Raw genomic sequence first — 19285 nt, 5'->3', positions numbered from 1 at the left:
AATTTCCGAGACATAATCATCGATTTTTAATACTTAAATATATGAAAATCAAATGATTATATCAATAAAAATAAGAGGAAATATAACATAAAAAAGACTGTACCACTTATTTATGATACAGCCTCTTTTCTTTTTGATTAATGACCAATGGTCGTACCATTTGGAATGATCGCATTCTTTTTAACCACCACTATCCCTTCTACTATGGTATAATGTTCGAAATCTTGGTCAAGAAGATGCTTACCTCCTATTATCCGAACATCGTTGCCGATACGGCAGTTTTTATCTAAGATCGCATTCTCAATATAGCATCTTTCGCCTACCCCGATCGGTGGTGGCTGTTGGGAAGATGTCTTTTCTACTACTTCGCTCAAGTCTTCATAATAATCCGAACCCATCATATAAGTTCTTTTGATGACTGTACCGCGGCCTATGCGTGAACGAATACCGATGACAGACTGCTCTATCTTGTCACTAAGGATGATACATCCATCCGCCAAAATAGCACTGTTAAGCGTAGTTCCCGAAACTTTGGACGGCGGAAGCATACGCGGACGTGTGAATACAGGGTCGCCAAACAGATTAAATAAAGGAATATTATCTGTTAAGCTGATATTGGCTTCAAAAAAAGAAGGTATCGTACCAATATCTGTCCAATAACTATCAAATGGATAACTTAATACTTTGTTGTTTTCAATAGCTTCGGGAATGATTTCCTTACCGAAATCCATACCAGGATTATCGCGTAATAGTTGCGCTAAAACACCTTTTGAAAACACATAAATACCCATGGAAGCCAAATAGTTGCGTCCCTGTCTCGCTAAATTTTCCGGCACTTCGGAAGTCCAATCAGGAAGTAGATCGTCGGAAGGCTTCTCTACAAAAGAGACAATCTCATTGTTTTCATTAGATTTCAAGATACCAAAGGCATGAGCTTCTTTGGCAGTCACAGGAATCGTACCTATAGTAATTTCACCGCCATTATTGACATGAAAATTCACCATAGCTTCATAGTCCATTTGATAAAGTTGATCTCCAGAAAGAATAAGCACATAATCGTAATCCACGTTGGCTAAGTTCTTTTGGGTGCGGCGAACAGCATCTGCCGTTCCTTCAAACCATCGATCGCCTTCATTCGTCTGCTCGGCAGCAAGTATGTCCACAAACCCCTTGCTGAATACACTAAAATTATAGGTATTCTTGATATGCTTGTTGAGGGATGCCGAATTGTATTGCGTGAGGACAAATATTTTGTTATATCCCGAATTCAAACAGTTGGAGATAGGGATGTCGACCAATCTATATTTACCTGCTATAGGAACAGCAGGCTTTGATCTTTGGTCTGTCAGTGGATAAAGTCGAGTACCTCGACCACCACCTAGCACGATGGATACAACTTTATGTGTCATATTATTTAAGTAACTGGTTATATAATTCTATATATTTCTTTGCAGACTTGTCCCATGAATAATCCAATGCCATGGATTGCTTCACTATACTTGCCCATTTCTTTTCGTCCAAACTGAACTCTATAGCACGCTCGATTGTCTCTACAATTTTATCAACCTCGAATTCTTTAAAAACAAATCCATAGCCTTTTGGTTCAGAAATATCTATAACCGTATCTTTAAGACCTCCTATTCCCCGTACCACCGGGATAGTGCCATACTTTAGCGCATAGAGTTGGTTTAGGCCACAAGGTTCTACCCTCGATGGCATTAAAATTAAGTCCGATGCTGCATATGCTTCGTGAGCTAGTGTTTCATTGTACCCAAAAAAAGCTGATACTCGATTTGGATAAGATTGGCACAGTAATTCCAGATCTTGCTGAATCTGTTCATTCCCTGAGCCTAAAATAAATATAATTAATTTTTTTTCATTCTTCGAATAAAAATTGCGGATTACTTCAGACAAAATATCAGCACCCTTCTCTTCAGCAAATCGTCCAATATAAGTCAGTAGTAAAGAATCACTAGGAAGATTAGCTTTTTTGCAAAAAGCCTCCTTATTCTTGCGCTTTCCAGTTTTGACCGTAATGTTACTATAATGATAAGGAATAAGTGGATCCGAAGATGGGTCCCACACATCCCAATCAATTCCATTTACAATGCCAAAACCTCTACTTGATTCATCAATGAATAATTGTTCAAGACCTTTACATTCTTGAGAAAGCTCCTCCAAATAGCCTTCGGAAACTGTAGAAAAGGCATCACAACAACGTATCGCGGAAGAAAATGGATTAATCACCCCGCTCCAGTCAAGGAGACCCCATTTCCAGGTATCAAAACCAGGTAATAGAATTCCCTTATTCCAATTCATCCAGCCTTGATATTGCCCATTATGAATCGTGAATAAGGTCTTGATGTAGGAAAGTTCGCGAAAATCATTACCGTATTGAAGCAAAAATGGGATTAAGCCGACGTGGTGATCGTGACAGTTAATCACATCGGGACGTATATTATCCGTCAATATCCAATTTAAAAAAGCATGCTGGAAAGCTATCCATTGCTCACCCTCATCAGCATATCCGTATACCTCATTACGGTCTAATAAACCTGGAACTTTAATTAAATATATTGGAAAACCTAAGTGCTGTTCGGCAATGGCGTACACGGTATAAGTGAGAGATTGAGACCCTTGCAAAAATACTCCTTCGGCTACCTTCTCCAAATCAAATTGCTGCAGGCTCGGTTTGTCGTACCAAGGCATCACTACCTGGGCATCTACACCCAATTTGCGTTGATACTTAGGCAAAGCGCCGATTACATCAGCCAGTCCGCCTACCTTTGCAATAGGATAACATTCTACACTTAAATGTATTACCTTCATATTATATTCAAAATTTTAAGTCGTTAATTTGAGTACAAGCCCTCCTAATGGCGGTAGCGTAAGGGTGATTGAATTATCCTTATTCATCCAATGCTTTGCCTCCGATTTGATATTCCCGACGCTTACCCCCGAGCCATAGTAATTCAATTCGTCCGAATTAAAGATAACTTCCCAATTCCCGGAGGATGGCACTCCCAATCGGTAATGCTCCCGCACCACCGGAGTCATATTTATCACCACCACCACATCATTATGTTTATCATGCCCCTTCCGGATATAAGCGAAGATACTTTGTTGGGTATCCCCCATTTCTAACCACTCAAATCCTTCTGCGCTAAATGCCTTTTCATAAAGGGCAGGCTCATTTTTATAAAGGGTATTGAGTCCCTTCACATAGCTCATCAGTCCTTTATGCGGTGCTTCACTTATCAAATGCCAGTCTAAGGATTGATTGACATTCCACTCCCCCAGCTGACCAAACTCACCGCCCATGAACATCAATTTGGTGCCCGAAAACGTATACATGTACAGATACAGCGCGCGCAGATTGGCAAATTTCTGCCATTCGTCACCCGCCATCTTATTAATCAGGGAATGCTTTCCGTACACCACTTCGTCATGAGACAGTGGCAACATAAAATGTTCGTGAAAAGCATACACTGATGAAAAGGTCAACTTATCGTGATGATACTGTCTATTTATAGGATCTTCTTTGAAATAATTCAAGGTATCATGCATCCAGCCCATCATCCATTTCATCCCAAAGCCTAGTCCATTGTCATAGGTCGGCTTGCATACTCCCGGCCATGACGTTGACTCTTCAGCTATGGTCTGCACATCTGGGTAATTTACGTATACCGCTTCGTTAAATTCTTTTATAAAATGTACGGCTTCCAGATTCTCCCGTCCCCCAAATTCGTTGGGCTCCCATTCTCCCGCATTTCGGGAGTAATCTAAATACAACATGGAAGCTACCGCATCGACACGCAGTCCGTCTATATGATAACGGTCCAGCCAAAACAAGGCATTGCTTATCAAAAACGAACGAACCTCATTGCGTCCATAATTAAAAATATAGGATTTCCAATCGGGATGAAAACCTTTGCGCATATCCTCATGCTCATATAGCGCAGAACCATCAAATCGATAAAGTCCATGCGCGTCGCCCGGGAAATGTGAAGGTACCCAATCCAAAATTACCCCTATATCCTGTTTGTGTAGCTGCTCTATGAGGTACATCAGCTCTTGCGGCGTACCATAGCGTGATGTGGCGGCAAAATATCCTGTAATCTGGTAGCCCCAAGATGGATAATACGGATGCTCCATAATAGGCATCAACTCCACATGCGTGAATCCCATGGATTTTACATACGGCACCAGCTTTTCTGCTATTTCTCTATATGTCAACAATCTCTCCGACTCATGCGGATCACGAATCCATGAACCCAGATGCAATTCATAGACCGCAATAGGTCGGTCGAGACGATTGTGCTCGTTACGATTGCGCATCCATTTCTCGTCCTTCCATTGATACCACGTAGTGGATACCATGGAGGCTGTCTTGGGAGGCACTTCCATGACCAAGGCGAAAGGGTCTGACTTTTCAAGGATATCCCCTTGATGAGTTTCGATACTGTATTTATACAGTTCGCCAATCCCGATATTAAAGATGACACCTTCCCAAATACCACTTTCGTCCCACCGCACGAATAATTCGTGACTATGCGGATTCCACCCATTAAAGTTACCTACCACGGATACTTTCTTTGCATTGGGTGCCCAAACTGCAAAATAGACGCCTTGACGACCATTAAGGAATACAGTCTGAGAACCAAACTTCTCATACAAGCGATAATGCTTCCCGCTTCGGAACAGACTGATATCAAAGTCCGTAAATAATGAAAAAACTTCAACAGGTTTGCTCATAAATTATTCTATTTTAAGTTTTTTAAAGTCATTGTCTACTTGAATATACTGTTGGCCATTTTCGTCAACCTTCAGGTCGTGGGTCAAGCCATCTACCTTAATGCTAGTTGGCTCAAATGGGAAGCCTATGAGGTAGATTTTGTAGTCGTCATAACGCTCAGTAAATAAGCCTTCACGTTGCTGTAACAACTGAACATGCTCTTTTGTACTCTCCTGAATAAAATGTTTTTCTAAATATATATTCTGCTCATAGGCAAAGGTATCGCCGTGATCGGTATAACCATAGCTATGGTTCTCGCCTTCATCATAGTACAGCAATAATTTCAATGCATCGATCTTTTTTTCGTCGGTATACTGCATCACAGGATATTCGGCCATCACCGTTCCCGCTTTTACGAAAATCGGCATCTCATCTTGAGGAGTTGCAATTTCCACTTCTTGAGAACCAATATATAACGCATTATTAAAGTAGTAGTACCAATTTCCTTCAGGCAAGTAAACCATTTTAGAGGTCTGTCCAGGATTCAATACCGGAGAAACAATGATTTTATCACCAAAACCAAACTCTTCCTCACGTAATAAATTCTTGTATACATGCTGCTCGATCAGCGCTATAGGACGAAGAATAGGAAGACCATACTTGTGTTGTTGCCAAAAAGTCGTATAGATATACGGCAACAATTTGTAACGCAATTCGATAAACTTCTTACAGATAGCTTCCCAATCGGGGCCAAAACTCCATGGCTCTCTGTCTACGGTATCTCCCGCGGAGTGCACACGCATGAATGGTGAAAACACGCCAAATTGCATCCAGCGCGTGTATAATTCGCCATCTGGATTGCCCGTGAAACCACCGATATCCGTACCACAAAAGGATAATCCCGATACCGCCAAGCGCTGAAGTTGCAATGTTCCTATACGCAGATGTTCCCACGTAGCTATGTTATCACCTGTCCAAACCGAAGAGTAGCGTTGCGTACCTGAATAGGCCGCTCGCGTCAGTGTGAAAGGTCGTTTATTCTTATATAATTTTTTTAATCCTTCATATGTAGCACGCACCATCTGCATCCCGTAGATATTATGCGCTTTACGGTGAGAACCTCTGTATCCTTCATAATAATGGCGTACATCATTAGGGAAAGTCCCTTTACCAAATATTGCAGGCTCGTTCATATCATTCCAGAATCCGGCAACACCATCTTCTACTAAGCCTTTATAAAGTCCACCCCACCAGTCACGAACTTTAGGGTTGGTATAATCTGGGAACTGGCATCGGCCAGGCCAAACAAAGCCTTCCATAAAATAGTCATCTCCTCTTCGACAGAAATACTTATTGTCTTGCCCTTCTTTGAATACCCAATAATTTTCATCCACCTTAATTCCCGGATCAATCATGACCACCGTCTTAAACCCGTGTGCCGCTAGATCTGAAATCATTTTTTTAGGGTCCGGAAAATATTTTTTATTCCACGTAAAGCAGCGATACCCATCCATATAATCGATGTCTAAATATATGGCATCACATGGAATCTCGCGTTTTCGGAATTGATCCGCTATATAGCGGACATTCGCCTCTGGAAAATAACTCCATCGGCATTGGTGATAACCTATTGCCCACAGCGGAGGTAGGTCATGCGTACCCGTAATCTGGTGATATCTTTTCACCACATCCACCAATTGAGGACCGTGAATATAATAATATTGCAATTCGCCGCCTTCCGACCAAAAACTCGTTTGATCATTGTGCTCTGCTGCAAAATCAAAATACGTCTTGAAGGTATTATCGAAAAAGATTCCATAGGCATCTCCCCCGGTCACACCTAGATAAAAAGGAATAGTCTTATAGAGCGGTTCCTGATTGAACGCATACGAATAAGTATCGGAATTCCAGTTTACAATTCGACGACCACGAAGGTTGAGGTGCGAAGCTTTGTCACCACAGCCAAAAAATACTTCATCTTCAAAGGCTGTCTTCGTACAGTATACATAATAGCCACCAAAATCCACATTTTCTTCCCAGTGCATTGGTGCATAATCCGAATTCATGAGCTTGCCATTTGTATCCGAAAACGAAACTAAAAAGTCTTGCTTGCGAATCGTGCAGCGCACATTATTCGTACTGACATGGTAGTTCTCTTCATCTTCCGACAAATCGTAGCTTATCGGATGATGTTCCTGCTCTACGATAGCATATGAAAAGTCGTCCAAAAATACGCCAATGGGCGCAAGACGTACACGGATAATGTCATCCGTCACGACCTTGACTTCTATACAGGCTTTGCTGTCCGAAAAGAAAAATGTATTTCCTTCACGATGAAAGCTTTTTACAGTTTTTAAATAGGTTTTTTCTATAGAGGGCAAGTCCAACACTGGATTGTTGACGTGCTGAATATTTTCTAGTGTCTCTTCAGTAATGAGTTCGGAAGCTATTCCTTCTTTTTTGGTTTCTGCCATAATTTAACAGTGATAAGTTTATGCTGGATAAGTTTACTGCTTTTTAAATTACAATTATTTTTCATAACCTTTCAATTAATTCAGATTTTTTTTTCACTTGTCTTGACCAGGGTTTATATCAACGACGGGAGGCACGAAAATTGCTACAATTACGTCATAATAATTAGTTTGAAATAGAATATATACATTAAAAAGAGTAACTTTGTATGCTTTTTAGCCTGCCCTGTAAGCTGGCAATTAAAACATAAATAGATAACAAATGAAATTATCACAATTTAAATTCAACTTACCCGAATCTTTACTTGCAAACGAACCTTCAGAACACCGCGATGAAGCACGCTTAATGGTACTTCATAAGGATACTGGAAAAATTGAGCATAAGATTTTCAAAGATGTCTTAGATTATTTTGACGACAAGGATGTTATGATCTTGAACAACACGAAAGTGTTTCCTGCTCGTATGTACGGTAATAAAGAAAAAACTGGAGCGACTATCGAGGTTTTCTTGTTGCGTGAATTAAATAAAGAATTGCGTTTGTGGGATGTGTTGGTAGATCCAGCGCGCAAAATCCGTGTCGGTAACAAATTATATTTTGGTGATGATGATTTGTTAGTAGCTGAGGTAGTAGACAACACGACTTCCAGAGGTCGTACCATTCGTTTCTTATTCGATGGTACGGATGAAGAATTCCGTCGTAACATTGAAATTCTAGGTGAAACTCCTCTTCCTAAATATATAAAACGTAAGGCAACACCTGAAGATAAATTCCGCTACCAAACTATCTATGCTAAAAACGAAGGTGCTGTAGCTGCGCCTACTGCTGGTCTGCATTTCTCTCGTGAATTGATGAAGCGCCTTGAGTTAAAAGGTATTGATTTCGCTGAAATCACCCTTCACGTGGGCTTAGGAACTTTCCGTACAGTAGAAGTAGAAGACTTAACAAAACATAAGATGGATTCAGAGCAATTCATCATTACTGATGAAGCTGCCAGAACGGTAAATAAAGCCATTGAAAACAAAAGACGTGTATGTGCGGTAGGTACTACTTCAATGCGTGCCATTGAATCATCGGTATCCGCAGACAGACGCTTGAAGCCTGCTTCAGACTGGACAAGTAAATTTATTTACCCTCCATATGATTTCAGCATTGCAAACTCGATGATTACAAACTTCCACACGCCAGAGTCTACCCTATTGGTAATGATAGCGGCATTCGCGGGTTATGAAAATGTAATGAATGCATACGAAGAAGCTGTAAAAGAAAAATACAAATTCTACAGCTACGGAGATGCAATGTTGATTATTTAAGAATTTAAGAAATATTTCAATATTTTTGAGCGTGATTGATTTTCAATCACGCTTTTTAATTTTATAGCGAAAAAACATGTTGAGTCGAGTTGTTATAATTGCTGCTGGTGGCACAGGTTCCCGATTGAATGCAGATATACCCAAACAATATATGCTGTTGAAGGACTTACCTGTCCTTATGCATACCATTAGCGCTTTCGAGCATCATGTAGATAAGATTATTATCGCTCTACATGCCGATATGGTAGATTATTGGCAAAGCCTCTGTATACAATATGACTTCAACATTCCGCACGACCTCATCATCGGCGGAAAAACACGTTTCCAAAGTGTGCGAAACGCCATTAATTATTTGGAACAAAGATTTCCGGATTTTTTTTACAACGAACACGGAATTATTGCCGTGCATGATGCCGCTCGGCCTTTGGTAGATCAAACTTTGATAGAAAAGTCATTTGCTATGGCGCAACAAGGGAAATGTAATGTCCTCGCACACCAATCCACGAATTCAATACGCATAGGTACGATCTCAGACAATACCTCATGTGACCGTTCAACGGTATGGCAAATACAAACCCCACAGACCTTTCCGGCACAAGTGCTTTTAGAGGCCTACCAACAGTCTGAATTGCCTACCTTTACGGATGACGCATCGGTAGTAGAAAAAAATGGCTATTTCATCCATCTCGTTGAAAGCAGCTATAAAAATATAAAACTAACTTTCGCAGTAGACTTTGAAATAGCCAAGTTGTATTTGAATACGTGATGTATTATGCGCTAAGCATTACCCCGTATAACTCTTAATAATACAACAATGACTGCAATTACTAACAAGATGTGAATGATACCACCTGTTGCATAGCCTCCTAAAAAACTAATCGCCCATATAATAACTAATATTACTGCGATCAAATAAAGTAGATTTCCCATATTCCTAAAATTTATAATTGAACTTAGTGTGTTAAATACTTTTGTTTAAAGTAATAACAAGCAGGATTAAGAAAAGTTTGATTAACGATAAATTATTTTATTTCTATGCACAGCGTGTCGTACGCAGCATATACATGGGGAGGTAATTTTGATTGTATATATTCGTGTGTACCAAAGCGATGGCTAATATGCGTGAGATAAGCTGACTGCGGATTGATATCAGCAATAAATGCTAAAGCTTCCTCGAGTGTAAAATGCGAGATATGTGGTTCTTCCTGCAATGCATTCACCACCAGCACTTCCACACCATTTAAAATATCGCGCGATTGCTCGGATACCGTTTTGGCGTCAGTGATGTAGGCAAATTTACCGATACGAAAGCCTAAAACGGGCATTTTGTAATGCATCACTTCCAAAGGTTCGATCGTGTGGTCATAAAGTTGGAAATCATCCGAAGCGGTAATTTCCACTAATTCGAGCTGAGGAACCCCCGGATATTTCACCGCAGAAAAAGCGTAATAAAATTCACGCTGCAGAGCCTCCAGCGTAAAGTTGTTTGCATATATGGATATTGAGCTTTGCTGCTGATAATTGAAAGCCCGGACATCGTCCAATCCAGCAATATGATCTTTGTGTGCATGGGTCATTAGAATTGCGTCCAGATGACGGACTTTCTCACGCAACATTTGGTACCGAAAATCCGGCCCTGTATCAATCACTATATTTTTCCCAATATCCAGTTCGATCAAAATAGAGGAACGTAGGCGGTTATCATGCACATCTGAGGAGGTACATACAGCACATTCGCACGCGATGACAGGTACACCTTGGGAAGTACCCGTTCCTAAAAATCGAACTTTCAAACTACCCTTCTTCCTTTTTAATAAGTGATTTATAAAATGTCCATTGCTTGTCGTCATTCAGGTCTTCTTTCGACACATCAAATTCGCGCAAAAGCTGAATCAGGGAATTAATCTTAATTTCCAGATTAGAGAATTTGTTGACCACAATTACTTTTGTATGCTGAATCACACAAGCACCGGTTCTGAAATTACCTTTCTCATACCGTACTTTGTAACCCAAATCTAATAATAGATTTTCTATTTTGTCTAAATTATACTGTGTAATCGATACCACTATCTTAAATTTTACGATTAAAGCCTTACATCGATGTATTCTTTTTCAACCAAATACGATCGACATAATTTTTCATAAAACCTGTACCGTAAGCAAATAATTGGGTAAAGGCAGCTACTACACCATATACCGCAACAAGAATATGTTTGGTCACCACCAATGCATGCAAAAACAACAATACAGTGTATGCTAGCAAGAAAATATTCCCCAGGTACACCATGTATTTAAGCAACAGTATATCGTTGAATATGAAAGAATTGATAATGTTGAGCACCAGTAGCACGATAACTCCCAATGTAAAAATCGAAGGAAGAGTGTGTACTAATTTCAACTCTTTCGGATATAATAAGGATATATCCACTCTACCTTTTCCGAATCCTTTGGTCTGCTTATAAAATTGAGGAAAGCTCGTGCGGCGTTTATGATACACGAAAGCTTCTGGGATAAGTCCTACCTTATATCCCGAATTTATCATACGTATACTAAACTCAATATCTTCGGACCGTCTAGACAACTTATAGCCTCCTGTCGATTCCCATACCGCGCGGGAAAGTCCCATATTAAAACTGCGTGGATGAAATTGCCCCACATGCTTCTTGTTGCCACGTATCCCTCCTGTCGTAAAAGGGCTAGTCATCGAATAACTAATCGCTTTTTGAATCGTAGTGAATGAGGCGTGTGCTGCATCCGGACCTCCAAAAGCATCCCAACCATGAAGCGTTATCGCTGCATTTACCTGCTCCAAATAATTGGGCGGCACGAGAATATCCGAATCAAAAACAATGAAATAGTCACCTGATGAGCGTGCAAATCCATAATTGCGCGCGAACCCCTGTCCTTCATTTTCTTTTTTGAAATATTTGACATCAAGATTCTTGCTAAAATGCTGCGCAATGAGATCACCTGGCCTACTCGACCCATCCTCTACAATAATGACCTCAAAAGATTGATAGGTCTGGCTGACTAAAGAAGTCAACAATTCTCTCAATTCATCGGGTCTATTGTATAACGGAATTATTATCGAGAAGAACATACTATTAGATGACGCGTTCAATATGGTATTTATTTCGTTCAGAACTATTGCGGGAAAGCAATTCGGCAATAAAGCCCGTAAGAAACAGCTGTGTACCGATCATAATAGCCAACAAGGATAAATAGAACAAAGGCTGGTCAGTTACATTACGGTAAGCTGTACCATTAGCTATGCTCATCAATTTTTCTGCTATCAAATATATGGTAATGAAAAAACCGATCAGAAAGCTCACTACGCCCACAGGACCAAAGAAGTGCATAGGTCTCTTTCCAAATTTACCTACGAAAAATATAGACATTAAGTCCAAAAAGCCTTTCACAAAGCGCCCCGGACCAAACTTAGTTGTACCATATTTGCGTGGATAATGCTGTACGACCTGCTCTTGAATATGACTAAAGCCTGCCCACTTGGCTATCACAGGGATATAACGGTGCATTTCGCCATAGACCTCTATACTTTTTACCACATCCTTGCGGTAAGCTTTCAGTCCGCAGTTGAAGTCATGCAGATTATCTATTCCCGAGACACTTCGCGTTACCGAATTAAACAATTTGGTAGGGATAGTCTTGGTCAATGGATCGTATCGCTTTTGCTTCCATCCTGACACCAGGTCAGCACCTTGATTCATTATACGGTCATACAATTCAGGGATTTCATCCGGACTATCTTGAAGATCGGCATCCATAGTGATGACAACTTCTCCTTGAGTCGCTGCAAAGCCCACATTGAGGGCTGCAGATTTACCATAATTTCTTCTGAATTTTATACCCGAAATTTGCTCATGATTTTTTTTTAAATCCATGATTGTCTTCCAGGAATTGTCTTTACTGCCATCATCCACTAAGATGATTTCGTACGAAAAGTTATTCGCAAGCATGACGCGACGAATCCAATCCGTCAGCTCAGGCAGAGACTCTTCTTCATTATATAATGGTATTACTACAGATATATCCATTTTTATATATTGAGCTAATTGTATGTGTATTAATTAAGGGTCGTAGGTCTTTGTATCAATTTCTCATTGCGCGTCAACGCCGCTAATATCAGCGAGAAGATAAACTGTATCAAAATCGAAATCATTAAACTTCTGAATATAGTTTTTACAGTGATCTGTCCCAATGTGGCCATTTGCTCTTCCAATGTTGCCACACGAGAATCGATAACGTCATCAGGTGCACCACTATTTTCTAGTTGTTCGATGGTAATATTGATTGTGTTGCGCAACACTTCCTCTTGCAAGGCAGGATTAATGACATTCACAAAAACCATGGTGCTCACAGTAGCCAAAACGGTAGATATAAGCAACATTAAGAATGTACTTTTTACAGCGATGGAGAAATTCCAAAAGCCGCCGTTTTGCTTACGCAAAGTATAAGCAAAAGCTAACGCGATCAGCATATACAACACGGTATTAATACCGAAAGACATAGAGGTAAGCATCCAGAAAGATTCCACATGCTTGCTCACATAAAGCACGACTATACCCAATAAGAATGATATTACACCTAAAATAACACCATACTTGATGCTTTCTTTCTTATTGTACGAGGCATTAAAGCCTGCCTCCGAAAAATTGGCTTCAGCCATATCTTATTTATTGAAGTTAACGATTACGTGATAAAGCGCTGTCTCGTAAGACTTGTTCCCTGCATGAGAAGTAAATTCCCCATATTGTGCAGTAGAAGGCTTCGACTCGTAGAAAAAGGATACTAATGGATAGAATAGCTCATACAATTCATCCATTGGTGTTACTGATGTAGACACTTTTGCTATTTCGGAGTAATCCGATTCCGCAAGAATCTGATTGGCGATTACCTTTTCGTAGATACGGTATTCATCTTGGAATTCATCTTCCTCTACCAGCAAGAATTCTTTCAAGTAATCATCCAAAGTGGCTTCGATTTTATCATCTTCACACTCTTTCAGGTACAAGAATATATTTAACAATTCTGTACCTCTGTCCAAGGTATCCTCTTCGATTTGTTCCCATTCTTCCGACTCCAAATAATCTTCTTCCAATTTTTGAACATCTTCTGCGAAGAAGTTGATCATCAACAAATCAAAAGCCACCTCGCGTAATTCATCAAAGGCTTGGAAATCGTCAAAAACAGCATCCATGGCTGCCACCTTATCCATAAAAGGTGCATCAAGAGCAAAAGATTTAAACAAGGCTGCCTGAAATTCGGCAGCGTCAATATTTTCGAGAGATGCATAAGAAGAAATTCCACCTTCTAACGCATTTTTTACTTTATTATCCATACTATTAATTATTTATATACAATTGGTTATTGTTCGCAACCAATTTAACTTTTCCTACTAATACTGTACCGAATAGCGGATTATTTCTTCCTTTGGATTTATTAGATTTCTCATCAAATGTCCACGTTTCTTTTCTATCGAAAAGGACAAGATTTGCTTGTTCGCCGATGTCAAAGGTAGGGACTTTCACGTCAACCACTTGACGAGAACCCACTACTAATTTATCAACAATTTGTTCATCAGACAAGCCCGCTTTGATAAGTAATGGCAATGTAGTCTGTAAACCTGTAATTCCGTTCTTGGCAATATGGAATTCTACATTTTTGAATTCGACCTCCTGCGGTGTATGCTGAGACACTACTGCATCGATTACACCATCTTTCAAGCCTTTCAATAAAGCCTTTACGTCATTTTTAGTACGTAATGGTGGGCTTACTTTGTAGTTGGAATCAAAACCTGCTACTTCTTCGTCGGTATACACCAGATTATGCGCAGCCACATCACAGGTTACTTTTAGTCCTTTGGCTTTTGCTTTTTTGATCAAATCAACAGATTCTGCCGTGGAGATCGTCGTAAAATGTATAGGCGCTTCATTGTATTCGGCCAGGTACAAATCTCTAGAAATCATCAATGACTCTGCAAGATTAGGAATACCTTTCATACCCAGATATGTACTTACGATACCTTCATTCATTTGGTTGCCGCCAGCTATCGATTCATCCTGCGCAAAGGAGATGATAAGACCGTCAAAACCTTTGGAATACAACAATGCTCTTCCCATAAGTCCTGCTTGCTGTACACTTCTATTTCCATCGCTGAAAGCTATAGCTCCATTGATTTTCATATCGTAAAGCTCCGCCAACTCGTTGCCTTCTCTTTTCTTGGAGATTGCTCCTATCGGGTATACATCCACCAAGTTTCCTTTTGCCGCATTGACCAATAGCGACACTTCCGATCGGCTTTGTATAGCGGGATTGGTATTTGGATGTACGGATATGCCGGTAAAACCGCCAGCTGCCGCTGCCGCTGTACCCGAGCGTACATCTTCTTTCGTTTCGTAGCCTGGTTCTCCGATATTCGCGTTCAAATCAAAAAATCCTGCACTTACTACTGCATCTGCTGCATCAATGATTTGTATATTCTTGTCTTTCGTAGTTATCTTATTACCTATATCAGCGATGAGACCATCTTTAATTAAGATATCGACATGCTGTCCGTTAAACTTATGATTGGGCAAAATCAATTTGGCAGAAGTAATTAGAAATGTACTCATGAGTATTAATTCTTGAAATAAATAGGAATTTGATTTGTTAAAAGTCTAGGTAACCATGAATAAGAAATAGAAAAATCAAGCAAGCTGACTAGGGGAAATCTGCATAAATAGACGATATTTCTGTGTTTATTCATCAAAAGACAAATGTACGTAAAATTGAATTGAGATTTGAAGCTTTTTTTGTTTGCCTACTATATTTTCTCACCCCAACGATACGTATCAATTTTCAGGTCCAGCAGGGACAACACCCTATCTACTACTGTAGCAGCTACCTCTTCGATGCAGGTCGGCACGCTGTAAAAGGAAGGTGAAGCTGGGCAAATAATTCCTCCTACCTGGGTAACTGTAGCCATATTATTGATATGGATAAGGCTTAGTGGCGTTTCTCGTGTGACAAGGATAAGTTTTCGGCGTTCTTTCAGCACCACATCAGCCGCTCGCGTGGTGAGATCCGAAGATGTTCCTGTAGCAATACGCGCTAACGTACCCATAGAGCAGGGACATACGACCATACTATCATATTGGGCTGATCCCGAAGCAAAGGGCGCCATGAAATCATTTTTGGAATAGAAAGTAAAATCATAATCCTTATACGAATCATTTCCCAATTCAAACCGCCACACATCTTTCGCGTTGTCCGACATTACGATTCCTACATCCGAAATTTGCGCATCGCCGATTTGTGCTAATTTATCCAAAAGCAACTTTGCATATATCGATCCGGAGGCACCGGTAATAGCCACGATAATCTTCCTTTTTTCCATAAAAACAAAGCTAAATAAAAAAGGGTCGAATAAGAAATATTCGACCCCTACATCTACCTATGAAAAACATGCCCCTGGGGAGGGCATAACAAAAGTAATAAGAGTAATATTAACCACAAGGGGAAACTATTAATCTGTGCGTTGTTTAAATAAATTTGTAATTATAGCACTACATTATGTTTGTAAATAACAGAATCATTCAAATCCTTTGGATTAAAACGCAGGGATCGGCAAGGTTTTCAGCGAAATATATTTTCTAAAAAAATCCTTTTTTTATTTATTTGGCTTGGACAAAGTGCTTTTTATAATATTTTTGCTTAATTCGAATTGTAAAACCACACGATTATGCACATAAATGTACTTGAACAATATATCGAAACCGGCAACTTTAGGGATTTAGAACATTTATTAAATCAAGATGCTTCTCTCCTCAAGAGTAAAACCAGCCACGATGTATCGCCTTTGCTCTTGGCCTGCTATTACAACAAACCCCAAATCGTACAGGTCATCCTCAAGTACACCACAAGCATCACCGTGCATGAAGCCTGCGCTGTAGGATTGTTACAACACCTGGAAATGATGATAGATCACAAGCCCGATATTGTAGAAGAATGGTCCTCAAATGGTTTTACACCACTCGGTATTGCTACCCATTTCAATAAAGAAGATATAGTTCGCCTACTCTTGACGAATAAAGCGGACCCCAATACGCCTTCACGCAATGGTTATCATGTATACCCATTGCACACTGCGCTCAGCAACAACAATGGAAATATCAGCAAGATGTTGATCGAAGCAGGTGCAGAAGTCAACGTACACCAAAATGGCGGTATTCGCCCTATTCATATCGCTGCACAACACGGCAACATAGATCTGATTATTATATTATTGGAACAAGGAGCCGACATCACAGTGCTCACGGATACTGGAGAATCCGCGGCGTCGCTGGCTGCGGAAAAAGGATTCCGCGAAATTGCAGAAATATTAAAGATAAACTAACCGCTGAGAATTCGGTAGCCTATTGCACAGTCCAAGCATTTCTTTCTGGAGCAGTAATTTTTATACAGATGCAACAAAGCTTGTGACTCACTTGCCGAGGTAGCCTCATACCCCCTGTGGGCATACCGTTTCATTATATTATTTTTTTCGGCGGGTAACTGCTGGAGCCATTCCAAAGCTTTATTTTTCATGGCAGCTTGGCCAATATAATCACCATACGTAAATAGTAAGGGTACGTATGCATTGAGCAAAATATGCTGGATAAATTCTTTTGTCAGCTTGGTACTATGGAGTTTGGAGGGCTGCCGGAAATGAAAATGAGTAGACCAATAAGAAGAAGCTGCAATATTTTCCAAATCAGACACTACTTCATCCAGCGATGCTTGCTTGACAAATTCAAACCATTGCAACCGTTTAGCTATTAAGCCGACAAACTGCGCCAAACGATGGGTCGGAAAATTATAAGGACGCATCCGCATATATTTCCATTCGTGTACGTCCAATACGGGCAATTGATGCAATTGCTTCAGGTAACGAAATTCTTTTTGCAGGTCGGCATAATAGTTATCGACCTTTTTGGTGGATAATTCCAGAAAGCCACCTATTCCAAACAGTACGGATTCGAGCTTATGGGGATCATCAGCATATTTATGCAATATGGACAGCGGCATGAGAAATAATAATTTTTCGAATGCTTCCGCATTCACTTTCATTCCGAATGATCTGCCAATCGCAATCAATTGTACCTTTTCCCAATCATAATTTGTTTGCTGTAACCAGTCTTGAACTAATTTAATTTTCTACTCGAGCCGTTCTACGATAATTCTGTCCAACCAATTGATTTTTTGAAAGGGATCGATAAATGGCAATTGTTTTTCGCACGGGAGCCATGCCTCTTGTTCCATCAAATATTGATATTTTGTTAGGAGCGCCGGATGGACAAAGTGCTGTAATTCTAGCGTGGGGATGATCGTTCCATCTTTGCGATAGGTAGGTTGGGTATCGGTATGATGCCACACAAAATGCAGGATGGTTGTATTGTAACGGGCATCAAGCTGATGCTTATGCTGATACCATTCCGAAGAAGACCAGTGAATTTCTATATTGCCGATCCAAGTCTGCTGACCGAGTTCTATTTTGGCAAATTCAAAATCAGGCCCAGCATTTTCATTATACTTCCCAAAATTAAGAATACGCAGCATCGTACCTTCGGAAGTAATTAATTTGGATTGGTCAATAAGTTTATATCGCTATATAAAATGAAGCAATTTCTCGGAGAACTTCATTTTATTAAAATAACGATATAAAATTAATTATTAAAATATATTTTTAGCTTATCATCCCCTACAGCCATTTCTTCTTGCGGTATTTTATCCAAATTTGGGGCCTTCAATCCCTCATTCCAATTGGAATTGCCCACAATCACGCGCGCTTCGTCCCACAGTCCTGCCTGAATAAAGTGATTAAGTGTCTTGACTCCTCCTTCAATAATAATTGACTGTATGTCCATCAGATAAAGCTGATAAAGAATATTTTGGGGTAGATATAAATCAAAGTTTTCGAGCTGAATATATTTGAGGTGTCCTTTCCAATCGGTTTTTTCCGCATTGAAAACAATTAAGTCTTCTGCTTCCGTCAGAAACATCTGTGCATCAAGAGGAACACTTAAATTCTTATCAATAAGTACCTTTTTGGGCGATTTGCCCGTCCAATAACGCGTAGTCAGCGAAGGATTATCCACTATTGCAGTGTGCGCTCCTACCAGAATCGCATCTTCTTCTGCACGCCATTTGTGCACCAGTTGCTTACTGGCAGCATTCGAAATCCATTTTTGCATGCTATCTTTTGGCGCAAAATAACCATCCATCGTCTCTGCCCACTTCAAGATAACATAAGGTCTATGCTTTGCAATTCGGGTAAAAAATCGTCTGTTCATCCATTGGCAGGCTTGTTCACTCACGCCCACAACCACTCCTATCCCTGCTTCCCGCAATTTTTGAACCCCCAACCCATTTACTTTTGCAAAGGGATCCAGACAGCCGACCACTACTTTTTGGAATTGACAAGAGATCAATAAATCGGCACAAGGTGGTGTTTTACCAAAATGCGCACATGGCTCCAGCGATACATATATCGTAGCGGTTTTGAACAGCTCCTCCGCCTTTTCTTTACCCCATAAGTGAATAGCATGCTGCACAGCATTCACCTCCGCATGTGGACCGCCGTAGGGTGATGTATAGCCTTCACCAATGATTTTATCCGCCTGCACAATAACGGCACCCACCATGGGGTTGGGACTTACGGAACCTGCACCAAGGGCAGCCAATTCTAGACATCTACGGATATATACTTCATCTGCTTGCATAGTACAA

At 40.2% G+C, this 19285-nt stretch carries 17 protein-coding genes and 1 pseudogene; 3 read left to right on the top strand and 15 right to left on the bottom strand.

What is annotated here, in order from left to right; genetic code table 11:
• Positions 1 to 137: 137 nt before the first annotated feature.
• The 4 genes from EDC17_RS10680 to EDC17_RS10665 are packed head-to-tail and all read right to left on the bottom strand — an operon-like array spanning position 138 to position 7209.
• Complete coding sequence (locus EDC17_RS10680; RefSeq protein WP_132778070.1) at positions 138 to 1409, bottom strand: glucose-1-phosphate adenylyltransferase; 1272 nt, start codon at positions 1407 to 1409, stop codon at positions 138 to 140.
• A 1-nt stretch (position 1410) separates the two neighbouring features.
• Entirely contained in the window at positions 1411 to 2829 is a 1419-nt protein-coding gene (locus tag EDC17_RS10675; protein WP_132778069.1) for a glycogen synthase, read from the bottom strand.
• Between the two features lie 15 nt (positions 2830 to 2844).
• On the bottom strand, positions 2845 to 4755 hold the full coding sequence (gene glgB / locus EDC17_RS10670) for a 1,4-alpha-glucan branching protein GlgB (RefSeq protein WP_132778068.1): 1911 nt from the start codon (positions 4753 to 4755) through the stop codon (positions 2845 to 2847).
• Positions 4756 to 4758: 3 nt separating this feature from the next.
• Positions 4759 to 7209 carry a glycoside hydrolase family 31 protein gene (locus EDC17_RS10665; RefSeq protein ID WP_132778067.1) on the bottom strand — a complete coding sequence of 817 codons (2451 nt, stop codon included), beginning with the start codon at positions 7207 to 7209 and terminating at the stop codon, positions 4759 to 4761.
• A 259-nt stretch (positions 7210 to 7468) separates the two neighbouring features.
• Between EDC17_RS10665 and queA the strand changes: the two genes are divergently transcribed.
• Entirely contained in the window at positions 7469 to 8518 is a 1050-nt protein-coding gene (gene queA, locus EDC17_RS10660) for a tRNA preQ1(34) S-adenosylmethionine ribosyltransferase-isomerase QueA (RefSeq protein ID WP_132778066.1), read from the top strand.
• A gap of 76 nt (positions 8519 to 8594) precedes the next feature.
• On the top strand, positions 8595 to 9284 hold the full coding sequence (locus EDC17_RS10655) for an IspD/TarI family cytidylyltransferase (RefSeq protein ID WP_132778065.1): 690 nt from the start codon (positions 8595 to 8597) through the stop codon (positions 9282 to 9284).
• An 11-nt stretch (positions 9285 to 9295) separates the two neighbouring features.
• Here EDC17_RS10655 and EDC17_RS10650 read toward each other — a convergent pair whose 3' ends face one another.
• The 9 genes from EDC17_RS10650 to EDC17_RS10610 all read right to left on the bottom strand — a co-directional run bounded on the left by EDC17_RS10650 (position 9296) and on the right by EDC17_RS10610 (position 15914).
• On the bottom strand, positions 9296 to 9448 hold the full coding sequence (locus EDC17_RS10650) for a lmo0937 family membrane protein (RefSeq protein WP_132778064.1): 153 nt from the start codon (positions 9446 to 9448) through the stop codon (positions 9296 to 9298).
• Positions 9449 to 9540: 92 nt separating this feature from the next.
• Complete coding sequence (locus tag EDC17_RS10645) at positions 9541 to 10311, bottom strand: MBL fold metallo-hydrolase (RefSeq protein WP_132778063.1); 771 nt, start codon at positions 10309 to 10311, stop codon at positions 9541 to 9543.
• Position 10312: 1 nt separating this feature from the next.
• Positions 10313 to 10585 (bottom strand): hypothetical protein, encoded by a 273-nt coding sequence (locus tag EDC17_RS10640; RefSeq protein ID WP_132778062.1) that lies wholly within the window; start codon positions 10583 to 10585, stop codon positions 10313 to 10315.
• 25 nt (positions 10586 to 10610) lie between these two features.
• Positions 10611 to 11618, bottom strand: coding sequence for a glycosyltransferase (locus EDC17_RS10635; RefSeq protein WP_132778061.1), 1008 nt, complete (start codon positions 11616 to 11618; stop codon positions 10611 to 10613).
• Positions 11619 to 11622: 4 nt separating this feature from the next.
• The gene (locus tag EDC17_RS10630) at positions 11623 to 12573 is read right to left on the bottom strand and encodes a glycosyltransferase family 2 protein (protein ID WP_132778060.1); all 951 of its coding nucleotides are present in this window, start codon (positions 12571 to 12573) and stop codon (positions 11623 to 11625) included.
• 29 nt (positions 12574 to 12602) lie between these two features.
• Positions 12603 to 13205: a DUF4199 domain-containing protein gene (locus EDC17_RS10625; RefSeq protein WP_132778059.1), complete on the bottom strand. Its 603-nt coding sequence runs from the start codon at positions 13203 to 13205 to the stop codon at positions 12603 to 12605.
• Between the two features lie 3 nt (positions 13206 to 13208).
• On the bottom strand, positions 13209 to 13877 hold the full coding sequence (locus EDC17_RS10620; RefSeq protein ID WP_132778058.1) for a hypothetical protein: 669 nt from the start codon (positions 13875 to 13877) through the stop codon (positions 13209 to 13211).
• Between the two features lie 4 nt (positions 13878 to 13881).
• Entirely contained in the window at positions 13882 to 15150 is a 1269-nt protein-coding gene (locus EDC17_RS10615) for a dihydroorotase (protein WP_132778057.1), read from the bottom strand.
• Between the two features lie 191 nt (positions 15151 to 15341).
• Complete coding sequence (locus EDC17_RS10610; RefSeq protein WP_132778056.1) at positions 15342 to 15914, bottom strand: UbiX family flavin prenyltransferase; 573 nt, start codon at positions 15912 to 15914, stop codon at positions 15342 to 15344.
• A 345-nt stretch (positions 15915 to 16259) separates the two neighbouring features.
• On the opposite strand from EDC17_RS10610, the gene EDC17_RS10605 reads away from it, so the two are divergent.
• Positions 16260 to 16913, top strand: coding sequence for an ankyrin repeat domain-containing protein (locus EDC17_RS10605; protein ID WP_132778055.1), 654 nt, complete (start codon positions 16260 to 16262; stop codon positions 16911 to 16913).
• On the opposite strand, the pseudogene EDC17_RS10600 reads toward EDC17_RS10605, so the two are convergent.
• Both EDC17_RS10600 and ribD read right to left on the bottom strand, forming a co-directional pair.
• Positions 16910 to 18151, bottom strand: a pseudogene (locus EDC17_RS10600) (DUF2851 family protein). The gene EDC17_RS10605 and the pseudogene EDC17_RS10600 sit on opposite strands and share 4 nt — an antisense overlap.
• Positions 18152 to 18222: 71 nt before the next feature.
• Positions 18223 to 19278, bottom strand: coding sequence for a bifunctional diaminohydroxyphosphoribosylaminopyrimidine deaminase/5-amino-6-(5-phosphoribosylamino)uracil reductase RibD (gene ribD, locus EDC17_RS10590; RefSeq protein WP_132778052.1), 1056 nt, complete (start codon positions 19276 to 19278; stop codon positions 18223 to 18225).
• Between the last annotated feature and the right edge of the window lie 7 nt (positions 19279 to 19285).

The sequence above is a fragment of the Sphingobacterium alimentarium genome (assembly GCF_004342685.1).
In the GTDB taxonomy this organism is placed as follows: Bacteria; Bacteroidota; Bacteroidia; order Sphingobacteriales; family Sphingobacteriaceae; genus Sphingobacterium; species Sphingobacterium alimentarium.
Note: the sequence above shows the minus strand (reverse complement) of the source record. Positions and strands in the feature narration are given on the sequence as shown.

Excerpts from the sequence above, each read along its gene's own strand:
- EDC17_RS10680 (WP_132778070.1), bottom strand. The coding sequence starts at position 1,409 with ATGACACATAAAGTTGTATCCATCGTGCTAGGTGGTGGTCGAGGTACT.
- EDC17_RS10675 (WP_132778069.1), bottom strand. The coding sequence starts at position 2,829 with ATGAAGGTAATACATTTAAGTGTAGAATGTTATCCTATTGCAAAGGTA.
- glgB (WP_132778068.1), bottom strand. The coding sequence starts at position 4,755 with ATGAGCAAACCTGTTGAAGTTTTTTCATTATTTACGGACTTTGATATC.
- EDC17_RS10665 (WP_132778067.1), bottom strand. The coding sequence starts at position 7,209 with ATGGCAGAAACCAAAAAAGAAGGAATAGCTTCCGAACTCATTACTGAA.
- queA (WP_132778066.1), top strand. The coding sequence starts at position 7,469 with ATGAAATTATCACAATTTAAATTCAACTTACCCGAATCTTTACTTGCA.
- EDC17_RS10655 (WP_132778065.1), top strand. The coding sequence starts at position 8,595 with ATGTTGAGTCGAGTTGTTATAATTGCTGCTGGTGGCACAGGTTCCCGA.
- EDC17_RS10650 (WP_132778064.1), bottom strand. The coding sequence starts at position 9,448 with ATGGGAAATCTACTTTATTTGATCGCAGTAATATTAGTTATTATATGG.
- EDC17_RS10635 (WP_132778061.1), bottom strand. The coding sequence starts at position 11,618 with ATGTTCTTCTCGATAATAATTCCGTTATACAATAGACCCGATGAATTG.
- EDC17_RS10630 (WP_132778060.1), bottom strand. The coding sequence starts at position 12,573 with ATGGATATATCTGTAGTAATACCATTATATAATGAAGAAGAGTCTCTG.
- EDC17_RS10625 (WP_132778059.1), bottom strand. The coding sequence starts at position 13,205 with ATGGCTGAAGCCAATTTTTCGGAGGCAGGCTTTAATGCCTCGTACAAT.
- EDC17_RS10620 (WP_132778058.1), bottom strand. The coding sequence starts at position 13,877 with ATGGATAATAAAGTAAAAAATGCGTTAGAAGGTGGAATTTCTTCTTAT.
- EDC17_RS10615 (WP_132778057.1), bottom strand. The coding sequence starts at position 15,150 with ATGAGTACATTTCTAATTACTTCTGCCAAATTGATTTTGCCCAATCAT.
- EDC17_RS10610 (WP_132778056.1), bottom strand. The coding sequence starts at position 15,914 with ATGGAAAAAAGGAAGATTATCGTGGCTATTACCGGTGCCTCCGGATCG.
- EDC17_RS10605 (WP_132778055.1), top strand. The coding sequence starts at position 16,260 with ATGCACATAAATGTACTTGAACAATATATCGAAACCGGCAACTTTAGG.
- ribD (WP_132778052.1), bottom strand. The coding sequence starts at position 19,278 with ATGCAAGCAGATGAAGTATATATCCGTAGATGTCTAGAATTGGCTGCC.